This is a genomic window from Chryseobacterium sp. KACC 21268 (genome assembly GCA_028736075.1).
GTDB lineage: Bacteria > Bacteroidota > Bacteroidia > Flavobacteriales > Weeksellaceae > Epilithonimonas.
Genome location: CP117875.1, coordinates 1,578,423 through 1,593,935 on the forward strand (window position 1 = coordinate 1,578,423; position 15,513 = coordinate 1,593,935).

Annotated in this window: 7 protein-coding genes; all 7 read left to right on the forward strand. The window is 37.2% G+C overall.

From position 1 onward, the window contains the following. Positions 1-212: 212 nt before the first annotated feature. The 7 genes from PQ459_07450 (at position 213) to PQ459_07480 (ending at position 15,478) form a co-directional block, all read left to right on the forward strand. Positions 213-3,860 (forward strand): T9SS type A sorting domain-containing protein, encoded by a 3,648-nt coding sequence (locus PQ459_07450; protein ID WDF48305.1) that lies wholly within the window; start codon positions 213-215, stop codon positions 3,858-3,860. A gap of 251 nt (positions 3,861-4,111) precedes the next feature. Then, complete coding sequence (locus PQ459_07455) at positions 4,112-10,459, forward strand: T9SS type A sorting domain-containing protein (protein ID WDF48306.1); 6,348 nt, start codon at positions 4,112-4,114, stop codon at positions 10,457-10,459. A 138-nt stretch (positions 10,460-10,597) separates the two neighbouring features. Continuing rightward, positions 10,598-10,870: a hypothetical protein gene (locus tag PQ459_07460; GenBank protein ID WDF48307.1), complete on the forward strand. Its 273-nt coding sequence runs from the start codon at positions 10,598-10,600 to the stop codon at positions 10,868-10,870. A gap of 47 nt (positions 10,871-10,917) precedes the next feature. Further along, positions 10,918-11,517 carry a sugar transferase gene (locus tag PQ459_07465; protein WDF48308.1) on the forward strand — a complete coding sequence of 200 codons (600 nt, stop codon included), beginning with the start codon at positions 10,918-10,920 and terminating at the stop codon, positions 11,515-11,517. Continuing rightward, the gene (locus PQ459_07470; GenBank protein ID WDF48309.1) at positions 11,514-12,122 is read left to right on the forward strand and encodes an acetyltransferase; all 609 of its coding nucleotides are present in this window, start codon (positions 11,514-11,516) and stop codon (positions 12,120-12,122) included. The genes PQ459_07465 and PQ459_07470 overlap by 4 nt, the downstream gene beginning before the upstream one ends. Positions 12,123-12,395: 273 nt before the next feature. Then, on the forward strand, positions 12,396-13,529 hold the full coding sequence (locus tag PQ459_07475; protein WDF48310.1) for an aminotransferase class I/II-fold pyridoxal phosphate-dependent enzyme: 1,134 nt from the start codon (positions 12,396-12,398) through the stop codon (positions 13,527-13,529). Between the two features lie 17 nt (positions 13,530-13,546). Then, entirely contained in the window at positions 13,547-15,478 is a 1,932-nt protein-coding gene (locus tag PQ459_07480; GenBank protein WDF48311.1) for a nucleoside-diphosphate sugar epimerase/dehydratase, read from the forward strand. Positions 15,479-15,513: the final 35 nt, after the last annotated feature.

The window sequence follows — 15,513 nt, forward strand, 5'->3', positions numbered from 1 at the left end:
TTGTTTTTTTTTTGTTTTTTTTTGTTTTCATTAATAATAATGATATATGAATAGATTATTACAATCAAAATGTATTATATTATTATAAAATGTTTTTAATAATGATTTAAATTCATTGATTTTGCAATTGTGATTTAATTTTTTACTAAATAATAAGATAAATCAAATAAAAAATATAAATTTGCGCCAGACCTTAAAAAAACACAAATCTGATGAGAAAACTTTTCTTATGGTTATTCCTATGTGGAGTAACCATGCTTTTTGGGCAAGGAAAACTTCACTTTACAACCACAAATGCTGGTAGAGTAAATCTTTATAAATTTGATCCTGTAGAAGCAGTTGGCTGGCCAGGAAGCACTGTTGCAAATCCATCAATTAAATTTGATGATGCAGGAGGAGGCGGTTTTTATTCAGATAATATTAGTCCTCAGAAAAAATTCATCCTAAATAATATTAATGGTTCGGGAAGTCAGACTGGAAATATTGATATAAGCCAAGACACCTGGGGCCAATACAATGGTACAAGCACATTCACGTCATTAATGACCACTTCTACAATGACAAATGTTGGAATCGTTAAGTTTGCTTCGGGTGGATTACCTGGTGGATGGGCTACGCAGGAAAATACCAGTTATGATGCAATCAACCAAGTTTATACTTTAACAAAATCTTACACCAGTGGAAGTGGATTTGATATTTATATTAATGGGACTAAGTTTTTGTACCGATCCACTTCTCAAGTTATAGGTTATAATACTTCTTATAATGGTGCCTCGGTAACAATTACCTTCAATCCATATACAGGTGTGGTGGCAATGACGCCAGGACCTACAGTTTCTGCAAATTCAATTTCCGCAACTTCATTGTGTGCAGGTGCTTCTGTAAATGTACCTTACACTGCAACAGGAACTTTTGGTACTGGAAATACTTTCACTGCTCATTTGTCTGATGCAAGTGGTTCTTTTAACGCGCCTACAACAATTGGTGGTTTAACATCTGTTTCATCAGGAACCATTGCCGCAACCATACCAGCGGGAATTTCCTATGGAACGGGCTACAGAATCAGAGTTGTTGCAAGCAATCCTAATATTACAGGGGGGAACAATGGGACAGATTTAACTATCTATCCGGCTATTACGTCAGCCATTATTCAAAGTCCAAAAACAGCAGTGATTTGTGACAATGTTCCATTTACGGTTTATGGACGAGTAGGTGCCGCTGGAATTACCAATAATGATTCAACGCCATTTTCAGCTCTCACGGCACAATTCGGGTACGGAGCATCCAGCAATCCAAGCACGTGGACTTGGAGTTCTGCGACTCATAATATTCAAGGTGCAAGTATTGACGGTACAAAAGACGAATACAATTCCACAATTCCTGCGAATACTCTATCTGCAGGTACACCTTATTATTATGGTTTTAGGTTTCAGTTGGGAAGCTGTATGACTGTAGTGGCAGGGCAGAACGGAATTTTTAATAATGATCCCGGTGTCCTGACAGTTTCACAGGCTACGAAGATTACCGCACAGCCTACGCCTTCACAAACTGTAAATCTTTACACGCATACCACTCTTTCTGTAGGTGCAACAGCCAATACGTCTGGTCCATTATCTTATCAATGGTACAGAAATACAACAAATTCCAATGTGGGAGGTGTTGCAATTGCGGGTGAAACTACTTCAACTTATGTGGTGAATACTTACACTTCCGGTACTTTCTATTATTATGCAATAGCGACGACAGGAAGCGGATCTTGTGATTCTGTTACAAGTAACGTTGCAACTGTAGTTGTGAACAGTGCTGCAACATCAGGAACTGCGAACTGGGCGAACATCCAGAGTCCAAAGACAGAGGTGAATGTTTTCTTAGGCGTCGGTATTGATGTTTTTGCGCAGGTTTTTGTACCAAACTCAACGCCGGGGCCAGGATATGATCCTGCTATCAAAGCATGGATTGGGTACAATTTTTCCAACACCAGTCCAAACACATGGCCGGAGACACAGTGGGTAGAAGCGGAAATCAATTATTTGCAATCTCAGCTTGTAGAAAATAATGATGAGTACATGAAACAGAAGTTTGGTGCGGATCTACCAGCAGGAACTTACTATGTTGCTTCTCGTTTTCAAAAAGGATCGGGTGCTTTCATCTACGGAGGAACGGAAGATACCACAGACAATGTGAGTGGCGGAATCTGGGGTGTTGGACCTTACAAAAGTTTGAAGATCAACATCAATCAAATTGTGACCTGGCTTCCAAATGTTGGTGCTACGGCAGGAGAATGGAACAATGGTAACGGTCCGGTAATTACAAGTCCTGCAGTTATTGCCACAGACATCACGTCACCACCATCTTTTTCTGCCAAAAAATTAACAATTAATAATGGCGTTGGACTTACAATTCCAAGTGGTCAATCTATCACTTTGGAGAATGAGCTGATTAATAACAATGAGACTTCACCTACCAAAACTTTGGTAGTAGAAAGTGGGGCTAATTTTATTCAGAATAATGCATCAATTTCGAATCTCGGAAAAATCCGTGTGAAGAGAGATGCGTCTGTCCCTGCCATTCAGTATAATTTCTGGAGTTCACCGGTTGCTGACCAGGAGCTTTATACTTTTTATCAAACTGGAAATGCAGTAACGCCAAAGAGGGTTTTCACTTACAATACATTGACGGATTACTACACGACTGTCAATTCCGGGACGTTTGCAAAAGGTGTTGGCTATTCTATCAAAGGAGAGAATTTTGGAAATTCCAATGCCGTATTTTTTGGTGCGCCTCACAATGGGAATGCGACTGTGAATCTGGCGTCTACTGGTCAAAGATATAATTTGATAGGAAATCCGTACGCTTCCAATATTGATGCTGTGGAGTTCTATCTTGAAAATCAAAATAATATTGAAAACACACTTTACTTCTGGGATAATAATGGTAATAAAGCAACAAGCCAAATGGGATCCGGTTACACAACTTATACGTCCAACAATTTTGCAACCTATAATATCAGTTCAGAAATTGGGAATCCGGGAACAGGAACTCAAAATGGAGCCAGCAAAATCCCGAATGGAAAAATAGTTGTAGGACAAGGATTCATAGTTCAGGCAAAAAGTGGCGTTACAACTCCTTCTGTCATTTTTAAAAATGCAATGAGAACGGCGGAAAATGGCGTGTTCTTCGCCAGACAAAGTCAAGAGAAAAATGCTTTCTGGTTGCAGTTGATTGCACCTTCTCAGTTGATTAGTACGACGGCGGTTATTTACAAAGACAATGCACAAAATCTACTGGATACTTTCGATTCCGAAGTAGCAACCTTAAGTTCTGACGCTTTATTTTCTTTTGCTGATAATAATCCTAAGAAACTCAGTATCCAAGGCAGGAATGCCAATCAACTTGAGGATGATGTGATGAAGCTGGGAACTCAGTTTTACAAAGATGGTGTTTATACTTTTGCATTGAAAGATAGGCAGGGCATTTTCGCCAACGGACAAAGCATTTATCTGCACGATAAGCAGAATGGTATCTATACAGATTTGCAAAACGAAAACTACACTTTCTCAGCCATCAAAGGTCTGGACGAAAACCGATTTGAGATTGTGTACAAAGAAAATGCAGTTCTTGGAAATGATGATACAAAAACTTCCGATTTCCAAATCTACAGAGACGGTGAAAGTTTTGTGGTCCAATCTGGCAAAAATCTTGGTAGGATAGAAGTCTATGGCATGACAGGACAACTGTTGAAAACTTTCTTTGCTAATAGTAAATCGGTCAAGCTCGTTGTTTCAGATTTGCCGGTAGGAACTTATATCATAAAAGTTGATAACTCCGGAGACGTACGAACGAAAAAAATTATCAGATAAACATTGATTAAACAAGAAATTGTAATTGTAAAATTTAAACTAAAACACTCTATTTGTAGGGTGTTTTTTTATTGCTTTGTCTTGATAATCATAATCATAAAGTTAAAAATCAGTTCCTTTGATTGTTGAATTAATTAAATGATCGTTTGTTTTATTGTTAAATTTTTAATAAATGATTGTAGATGATGGAAATCTATTTACATTTGCAATCCTTTTTTAGGAGATAAAATATTAAAAACAACAACACTTATATGAATAAAAGTTTATCCACACCGCGCGGACAATCTCTTTACCAATTCGCAAAAACCCTGCTACTACCAGTTCTTCTTTTTTTATGGGGGAATATTTGGGGGCAGACTACGGTTACACATACTTTTGCGGGTACTTCAGGTACTATTGATTCAAATATTTCTTTTACCACACAATCAAATTCTGCATCAAATGCACCAGCATTTAATGCAGGTGATAATACATTAAGATTATATTTTGGAAGTGCTTCGCCTTATAATGGATGTTCTATAACATTAATTCCTTCAAATGGTGCTACTATTACAGCTGTTGAACTAACAGGAGTCACTGGGAATACTCCGGTTATGAGATATAGCATTGGTACAACAGCGACAACTTTATCTGACCCTGCTTTAGCTTTAGCAGGTAACATCTATACTGTGTCAAGTCTAAGTGTCACTTCTAGTTTAAAAATTAGAAATGCAAATACCAGTAATACGCACGGTAGATTTACTGGTATTAAAGTCACCTATACACCTGGGGGACCAACAATTGCTTCTTCAGCAACCACACTTACAGGTTTTTCCGCAACGCCTTCTACGCCTTCTGCGCCACAGACTTTTAACGTTTCTGGAAGTAGCCTTGGTGCTAATATCTCAGTAACGCCTCCAACTAATTATGAAATTTCTCTTTCTTCAGCATCTGGATATACTTCTTCAGCAATATCTTTAACACAAACCAGTGGTACAGTTCCGTCAACACCAATCTTCGTTAGATTAAAGTCTGGTCTTGCACTAGGTGCTTACAATGGAGAAGTGATTAATATAACAAGCGGCTCCGCAACAGCTAAAACGGTTACATTAAGTGGAGATGTTGTTAGGAATACAATTATTTCTACAACCAGTGGAGACTGGAACACCGGAACAACTTGGGTGGGTGGAGTAGTTCCTACTTCTGGCGATAATGTGGTGATTTCAACAGGACACACGGTTTCTGTTGCTGCAGGAGTCACAAGAGATACCGGAGTTACTACTACTGTAAATGGTTCTTTCCAATTAAATAATGGTGGTTACGCCGGTGGAGCTCCTTTCACCTATGCTGCAACTGGTAGTGGATTAATATTCAACAATGGAAGTGTTTATGGCGTTGGAGTGGGTAATGCATTTTGGCCAACAACTACTCCGCCTTTTAATGTGACGATTAACTCAGGTTCTGGTGCAAAGCTTGACACGCCGGTTGGCTTAGTTTCTGGGACATTGACACTGAATGGTCAACTTAACGCCGTAAATGCAATTACCGTAAATGGAACTTTGCAATTAAATAATGGTGGATTTGTTTCTTCCAATGCACCTGTGTATGGAGCATCCTCAACATTAGTTTATAATACAACTTATGGAGTAGGTACGGAATGGACTACAACCGGTACAACTGCCGGAAGTGGAATTCCAAATCACGTTACAATCCAAAATAATGCAGCTGTAACTTATGGGGCAGTGGGAGCAAGAGGTTTGGCGGGTAACCTTACTATTACTTCAGGGTCATTAACATCGGGAGATATTCTAAATGTAAAAGGAACAACTACGAACGTTGGAACATTGACTACGAATTCTACCGCTAATTTTACAGGATTGGTTACAAACTCAGGAACGTTTAACTCTAATGGAGTTTCAAATCTTGCAGGTAACTTTACCAATTCTGTGACTGCTGCTATTCTTAGTTTAGGAGGCGATTTCTATTTAGGAGGAAACTGGGCAAATGCCGGAACTTTCACACCAAATAATAAAGCTGTATTCTTTAATGGTGCTACAGGCACACAGTCTATAACAAATACAAATTCATCCAATTCGAATACCGAAACGTTTGCATATTTAGTTAATAATAAGGCTGCGGGAACACTATCTATCACAAGTAATATTATTATCTCTGGTACTTCTGGAGATGTTTTTCAGATTATAAATAGTGCAGCCACAAGTCTTAATGGGGCAAACAGAACCATAACATTCAATGGAAATGGTGGTAATATCCTGGTATCAGGAGCAGAGCGTACTATTACAGGAACATCTACTACTGCTGCAATTGTGATTAATGGAACAAAAACAGTACGATCAACTTCTGGAGGTACACTTGTTTTGGGTACAAATATTACAACAAAACTTTCCAATGGAATCAATTTTGGAGCGGGACTTACAACGGTTTCAACTGCATTGGAAATTAATAATGGAGGTTATGTCATTACAAATGCACCAATCTACGCATCTACATCTACGCTGACTTATAATGTTGGTGCTGGGTATGGTGTAAATAATGAATGGACTGGTAATGCAACAACCGCAGGAGCAGGAATTCCTCAGAATGTTATCATTACAGGGAATACAATAATTAATATGCCAAATAGCATAAGAGGACTGGCTGGAAATCTTAGTATTAACGCGCTAAGTTCTTTGAATATGAACAATACTATTGGGGCAGATCTTGCTTTGGGAGGAAACTTCACAAACAATGGAACTTTTGCACCGAATAATACGGCTGTTATTTTTAACGGGAATGATACTACGCAGACTATTTCCGGAGCAACAGCATTTGATTATTTTATAGTCAATAAAACTGGAACATTTGGAACTGTAACCTTGGCATCGTCTATTATTATTAATAAAGACCTTACATTAACAAGTAGAAGCATTACACTTAGTTCTTTTAATTTGACTTTACCAAATAAGTCTTCTGTTATAACTTCTAACGCGAATTCTTATATTAATGCGACAGGTACAGGTAAATTGATTCGTCAAAATATTGATGGTACAGCAGATTGGATATTTCCAATGGGTGTTGCTGCGACATTAAGGTATGCACCATTAACAGTTAAAAATCTTTCAGGAACTACTGAAATTGGTGTGAATGTGAATGCTACTTTATCAAAGTCTGTTTCAGTTGCTGCAAATACACTTAAGACAGAATGGAGAGTTTCAACTACAAATAATGTAACTGCAAATGTAAGAGCTGACTGGACTGCTACCGAACAGAATACAGGAGTTGTAAATCCTGGTCCGGGAGATTTGGGAGTTTACAATTCTACAGTTGGAAGTAATTACACCTTATATGATGTTACGCTTGCACAATATAACACTCAGGCGACTGGTGTTGTACTAGCAAATACTGGTACAAACTCTATTGTAATTGGAAATGATGATTCCATCATACTTAGTAATGATGAATGTTTAGGCGCAAAAATAGTTGTAGTAGATGCTGTTTCAATTTCAGGTTCCAATACAGGAGCGACCACCAGTACAGGAGCAGTATGCGGAGGATCAGTGGCTAGTGATGTCTGGTTTAAATTTACAACCAGCGAAGCGGGATCTTATAAGATAAATGTGGTAGGGGCAAGTGGTGTAGATCCTATTCTCAATTTGTATTCCGGTACTTGTGGATCTTTAACTTCTTTGGCTTGTACTAATGCAACTGGAAGTGGAGGAACAGAGTTTATTACACAACCTTTGAGTGCAAATACTATTTATTATTATAGAGTATATACTCTGAGTGCTTTATATCAGGGAGCCTTCACAACAAACGTAGTAACCGTCCCAACAATTACGGTTAATCCAACATCATTAGCTTTTGGAGATGTTTCTGTTACCACAGATTCTACTGTAAAAACTTTCAGTGTACAAGCGAGCCTACTTACATCTGCTACAGGAAATATTGATTTAAATGCTCCAGCCGGATATCTTTTATCATTAGATGGAACTACAGCTTGGTCTTCTGTATTAAATCTTCCTTTTACAGGATCAAAACTTGCAGAAACAATAGTTTATACCAAATTTAATCCTTCAACTTGCGGCGATTTTAATTCAAATATTACAGCTTCGGGAGGTGGAGCAACTAGTGCTAATGTTGCAGTTACTGGTAAAGGGGTTATCTCTGCGCCTACGGCAAACTCAGGAACAGATATCACAGCAACAACTTTTGCTGCTCATTGGAATGGAATTCCTGGAGCGACAGGTTATTTGTTAGATGTATATTTTAAAGGAACTGTTGTTAACACATTGATAAATGCGACCTTTGATGATGTTGCCGGGACAGGGGGGAACTCTGGCGGCTGGAATGGTAGTATTGCTACGGGTTCTATTCCAACAGCATATACTACAGCTGGATGGGTTTTCAACAGTTCAGCTGGAGCTGATAAAAGTATTAAAGCTGGTTCAGGTTCTAATCTTGGAAGTGTTACAACACCAGAATTAGCAGTTAACGGTTCTGGAACTTTAACTTTCCGTGCTGGAGCTTGGGACGGTACTTCAGAGAGTACAACTTTAAAATTAACTGCTACCAATGCAACGCTAAGTACACCTACTGTTACTTTAGTAAAAGGTAGTTTCAGTACTTATTCTGTAAATATTACTGGAGCAACAGGAAATGTTAAGATTAGTTTTACAGGAAATACTGCTGCTAATTCAAGGTTCTTTATTGATGATATTAAGGTAACTACCTCTGGTATCGGAAATATTGCTTTTTCTGGTTATAATCCAAAAACAATTGCAGGAGGTTCAACAGTAACAGAAGTAGTTAATGGACTGTCATCAAATACTCAATATTATTATACAGTTAGAGCAACAACCGCAACTTGCGAATCTGCAAACTCTAGTGAAATAGAAGTTACAACAAACAATACAGTAATTTGGAACACAGGAGCTTGGAGTAATACCACGGGGCCTGATGCAACTCTCGATGCAATTATCAGATCTCCGTTTGTTGTAGGAGCAAATGCGTCTCAGGCAACTTTCACAGTCAAAGATTTGACGGTCGAAAATACAGGTCTCCTGGAAATTCCTGCAAACCAGGGAATTACTGTTGCAGGTAAAATTACTACAGCTGACAACAAAATCGTAATTGATAGTGACGGAAGTCTTTTGCAGACTAATTCACCAGCTGCTAATGATAATTCAGGTAAGATCATTGCGAAGCGAGATGTAAAAATGAGTAAAACGGATTATACTTATTGGAGTACACCGGTTACTGGACAGAAACTTTTGAATAACGCGGCCCTTGGTGACGGATTCTCAGTTGGTACGCCAAATAACAGAATTTATGATTATTACGAGCCAACAGATAATTTCAAAGCAACGGCAGATTCTAATTTTGCAAATGCAAAAGGTTATGCGATAAGAGGTAAAGATACATACAGTTCGACTGTTCATACTTTAGATACAGATATGAAATTCACCGGAGTTCCAAACAATGGATCTTATGTGATTGATATTCAGAAATCTAAAAATACAGTTTCTGGAAATCCGCTGGAAACCTATACACATGGCTACAATCTAATTGGAAATCCATATCCTTCTAATATTAATTTTATTCAGTTCTATAATTTAGAAAGAGGCGATGGAACGAAGAATAGTGATGTCATCAATGCTAAAGCTTGGTTCTGGACAAATTCTTCTCCTACAAAAACCCAAAGTGGTTCTTCGTATGCCGGAAATAATTATGCTACTATTACTTTAGCAGGTGGTACACCTCCTACAATAGCTAATGGTCAATCTGCTGGAACGCCAATACCTAATGAGTTTATAAAAGTAGGACAAGGCTTTATTGTTGAGATGCTTGGAACGCCTCCAACAGGTAATACACCTTTAACTGCTAATTTGAAATTTGATAATACAATCAGAACTAATAATAGCACAGGGCATTTCTATAACAATAACAAATCATCTGATGCAATCAATCGTTATTGGGTTAAGATGATTTCTCCGGAAAATGTTGTTAATACAATTCTTGTAGCACATATGGATGGCGCAACGAATCAGTATGATGCTAACTATGATGCAGAATTACTGGCAGTAGGTGATGACTCTTTCTATTCTAAACTGAATACTCAAAAACTGCAAATCCAGGCAAGAAGCAATCCGCTAACTACGGAAGATGTGATTCCTCTGGGTAATAAATATTCTGCAAACGGAAACTACAAAATATCGTTAGGCAACAAAGAAGGTATTTTTGCGGGTGATCAAAAAATCTATCTTTTAGATAAACTTAACAATTTGTACACAGATCTTTCCGTTCAAGATTATATATTTACAGCTAGTAAAGGGACAGATGATACACGTTTCGAAATTGTTTATAGAAATCAAGAAGTGCTTGGTACAGACAATTTAAGCAAATCGGATTTCTCGGTTTACAGAGATGGGACAAGCTTTGTTATCAGATCTACTTTTAGTCTGGGGAAAATAGAATTGTATGATGCGAGTGGAAAATTGGTAATAGCAACATCTTCTAATCAAAAGGAATTCAGATTAGATGCTGCTGCGATTGCTTCAGGTGTTTATATTATCAGAGCAGAAAACTCCGGAAATATCAGGACCAAAAAAATTATCAAATAGTTAAAAATTAAATTTATTTAATATTAACTTCATTTAAGTTTTATCAATTTTTTATATATTTACACCTTGAAAATTATGTTTAGTTTTAAACTGCAGATGAAAAAATATTTAACTTTATTATATGTAACCTTTAGTGTTATGTCTTTTGCTCAGTTCACAGACAATGTCTTTGATCAAAATCAGTCAACGTCAGGAGCGTCCAAGACTGAAGCAAATCCAGGCACGTACAATCCAAATGAAACAGAGCAGACATCATCATCAATTGGTGTTCCTGGGCCTGGAGATCACGAAGAAGCGCCAGGTAACCCTGGAGAACCGGTGCCGATTAATGGTTACATCCCAGTCCTGCTACTGGCTGGTTTGACTCTGATTATTTATTATCAGAAGAAAAATAAAAAGATTAATATTTAAAAATATCAAAATCCGAAATTACTTAATTTCGGATTTGTTTTGCCCTTATGTATAGAAATGTTATTAAACCCTTTTTCGACTTTTTGTTAGCATTGACATTGGTTCTGTTTTTATTACCTGTGTTCATTGTCATCATTATCCTGTTGTATTTTTTCAATCAGAAGAATGTATTCTTCTTTCAAGAAAGACCAGGTAAAAATGATAAGGTTTTCAGGATCATAAAGTTCAAAACAATGACGGACGAGAAGGACGAATCAGGCAATCTTCTGCCGGATGAGTTTCGTCTTACCAAGATGGGAAAATTTGTTAGAAAAACATCTCTGGATGAATTGCCCCAGCTAATCAACGTGCTGAAGGGCGATATGAGTTTCATAGGCCCGCGACCGCTATTGGTAAGCTACCTCGAGTTGTACAACGAGGAGCAAAAAAGAAGACATCTTATAAAACCGGGCATCACAGGCTGGGCACAGGTGAATGGCAGAAACACGATAAGCTGGGAGAAAAAATTTGAATATGATGTCTGGTACGTAGATCATTTGTCTTTTGCTTTGGATTTCAAAATTTTACTATTGACAGTGAAAAAGGTGATTAAAAGCGAAGGAATCAATACCGCAGGACAGGCGACAACAGAAAGTTTTAAAGGATGAAGGAAGAAATTTGCATAGTAGGTGCCGGAGGTCATGCCAAGGTGGTCATAGAAATTGCGGAACTGCTTGATTATAATATTAAAGGAATTTATGATCTGAATGAAACTGTAGAAGATGTTTTGCACTATCCAGTTTCTCATAACTTCGAAAGTATAAAAGAAGGAGCGAATTTATTTTTTGCACTTGGGAATAATCAGAACAGGAAAAAGAACTCGGAAAGTTTTAAATATCAGTCTGTTAATCTTATCCATCCTGCTGCAGTTGTATCTAAAAATAGCCAATGGGGAATTGGCAATGTTGTGATGGCAGGTGCGGTTGTAAACTCATCAGTAAAAATCGGTAATCATTGCATTATAAATACCTCCGCCAGCGTAGATCATGATTGCAAAATTGAAGATTTTGCTCATATTTCTCCGCAGGCTGCTCTTGCAGGTAATGTGAAAGTAGGCGAGGGCGCACAGGTGGGAATTGGAGCTTGCGTCATACAAAATGTTACCATTGGAAAATGGTCTGTAATAGGTGCTGGGAGTGTGGTGATAGAAGATGTACCAGACAATGTAATTGTAGTAGGCAATCCAGCCAAAGTCATTAAATATATCGAATAATTAATTTTCGAATTGCAGATATTTTTAATATTGAATGTCCGTTTTCGAGAATGAAAACAGATGTCTGTAAAAAATATGAAAATCGAATTTTTTTTTGATTAAATTAACTAACTTTGCAAAATTGTTGGGGATAAATGATTTAATATTTTTTTTAACTGAAACAATATCATTAAAAAAATACTATTAATATTTCTTGAGAATAATATTGTTTTGCACAACTGTAAATACAGCGAAACATTTAATATAGATAAAAATACAGAATTTAAAAAATAAATGGAGTCTAAAATTTGGCTATCATCGCCCCATATGGGAGGTGGAGAAATGAAATATATTCAGGAAGCATTCGATCATAATTGGGTTGCTCCTTTGGGTAAAAATGTAGATGAATTTGAAATAGCGATTGAAGATTTTCTTAATCAAAATAAATTTGCTTCTGCACTTAGCTCGGGAACTGCAGCGCTGCACTTGGCGCTTATCCAATTAGGTGTAGGATATGGTGATGAGGTCATATGCCAGTCTTTTACCTTTTCAGCATCTGCCAATCCTATCAAATATCTGGGTGCGACTCCCGTTTTTATAGATTCTGATGAGAAAAACTGGAATATGTCTCCTGTTTTTTTGGAAACTGCAATTCAGGATAGAATTAAAAATCATAAAAAGCCAAAAGCCGTCATTGTGGTACACCTCTATGGTATGCCTGCTCTGATGGATGAGATCTTGGAAGTTTGTAACAGATATGATATTCCATTGGTAGAAGACAGTGCAGAATCGCTAGGCTCTACCTATAAAGGACAAAAATGTGGAACCTTTGGTGAGTTTGCATTATTATCCTTCAATGGTAACAAAATCATTACAACTTCTGGCGGTGGAGCTTTGATAACGAATAATATGGATCAAAAAGCCAAAACGATTTTCCTCTCTACCCAAGCCAGAGATCAGGCACCACATTATCAGCACTCGGAGGTGGGCTATAATTACAGATTGAGTAATATCTGCGCGGGAATTGGAAGAGGCCAAATGGAAGTTTTGGAGGAAAGAGTAGCACAAAGAAGAGCAAATCATGATTTTTACAAAGATTTGTTTTCTCAGATAGAAGCGGTCAATGTCTTCACAGAAGCCAATTCAGATTTCTACTCCAATCATTGGCTAAGCAGCATTACATTAAATAAAGATTTAACCACACGGACAAATCTTGACCTGATGAATGCATTTGCTGAAAAAAATATTGAAACACGACCATTGTGGAAACCAATGCACCTTCAGCCTGTTTTTAAAGATTGTCCGTATTACGGAGAAAATGTAGCTGAAGAATTATTTAACCAAGGTTTGTGTTTGCCTTCTGGTTCGAACCTGACAAATGATGATAAAAAAAGAATCTATGAAGTAATTAATAATTTTCAATTTTAAAATAACCACCAAGAACAATGGAAAAGGTTAAAAATCTTAAGAGATTTTCACTCAATGATAATGTATTAGATCTTGCAGATCTCAAGTTCTTTCCGAGATGGGTTATCTTAGTAATTGATGTATTCATAGTACTTGCTTCACTTTTCATGTCGCATTTGCTGATAATGGGTCTGGAGGTAAATCACTACAAAGTCTTCCCATTACCTTATGTATTCCTGTTTATAGTGGCGGTGAATGTTTTTTATATGTATATATTCAAAACATATCTCGGTGTTATCAGGCATTCTACTTTTGTGGATCTTTTCAAGATATTCTTGGCCAACCTATGTGGGATTCTTACCATTGTAATTATTAATTATACTTACTATCTGAGTGTTCACGTCAAAGTGGTTCTCATTCCTTTCCTAGGATTATATTTTGCGATTTCATCATTGTTTTTATTTGTTTTCAGATTGTGTGTTAAAGGTTTTTTCAACATCATCAAAGAAAATAAAAGAAGCGGGAGCCGAAAAAAAATATATATTTTGGGAGATGATGATACTTCTGTTGCAATAGCGCAGGTAATCCTTTCCAATCCTAATTTGCCTTTTGATATTCGCGGTTTTATTTCTTACCATAACAAGAGGGCAAGTATAAAGCTGCTAGACAAAAAAATTATTACCAAAGTAAACTTCCTAAATAACCTGAAAAATGGCAATAATGAAGTTAGTGGAGTTTTGGTGATCAAAGAAACATTACAAAAAGAAGAGTTGGACTTTTGGGTCAATATCTTTTTGGAATACAATCTGAAAATTTATAAAGCACCATCACTTCAGAAGTTGAGAAGTAATGAGATCATCAATCAAATTAATACAATACAGATTGAAGATCTTCTTAACAGAAGACCCATAAAGCTGGATAATCTGGAAATCAAGAAGAGACATTTCCAAAAAACGGTATTGGTGACTGGGGGAGCTGGTTCTATCGGTCGTGAAATTGTAAGACAAGTTGCACTTTTGGAACCTATGCAAATTGTGATTTTGGATCAATCGGAAACGCCTCTGTACGATACAGAGTTGGAAATGAAGGAAACTTACCCTCACATCAATTTCAAATTTGTGTTAGCAGATATTTCTAACCTTAGCCGTTTGGAGCCTATTTTTAGAAAGTATAATTTTTCGATGGTTTATCACGCGGCTGCCTACAAACATGTTCCTCTAGTAGAAGAAAATCCGCACGAAGCTGTATTGGTAAATGTAATGGGAACCAAAAATCTGGCATTGCTTGCTAGTAAATATGCAGTAAACAGATTTGTAATGGTTTCTACAGACAAGGCTGTGAACCCAACGAATGTAATGGGTGCATCCAAAAGGGTGGCAGAATTATTTGTGCAGTCTTTGCAAAACCTGGACAACAACCATACGAAATTTATTACAACTCGTTTTGGGAATGTTTTAGGCTCCAACGGCTCCGTGATTCCTCATTTCAGAAAGCAAATCGAAAAAGGAGGGCCGGTTACAATTACCCATCCGGATATTGTAAGATATTTCATGACCATAGCAGAAGCATGCGAATTGGTTTTGAATGCTGGTACAATGGGACAAGGTGGCGAAATCTATGTTTTTGATATGGGAGAACCTGTCAAGATTTTGGATCTGGCGAAAAGAATGATAAAGTTATCTGGGTTTGAGCCTGATATTGATATAAAGATTATCTATACAGGACTGAGACCAGGAGAAAAGCTATATGAAGAGCTCTTGAGTGATAATGCGCGCACATTACCAACCTCCCACGAGAAAATTATGATTTCCAAAGATCCATCTATGGCATTTGAAGAAATCGACGAATTAACTGAACTGGTGATTGATTTTTCTAAGAAAGAAGAGAAGCAAGAAATTGTGAGGATACTAAAATCTATCGTAAAAGAATTTAAAAGCAATAATTCTATATATGAATCGTTAGATAAATAAGAATCCCTATATTTGCAAACCTTCAATTTAAGAAA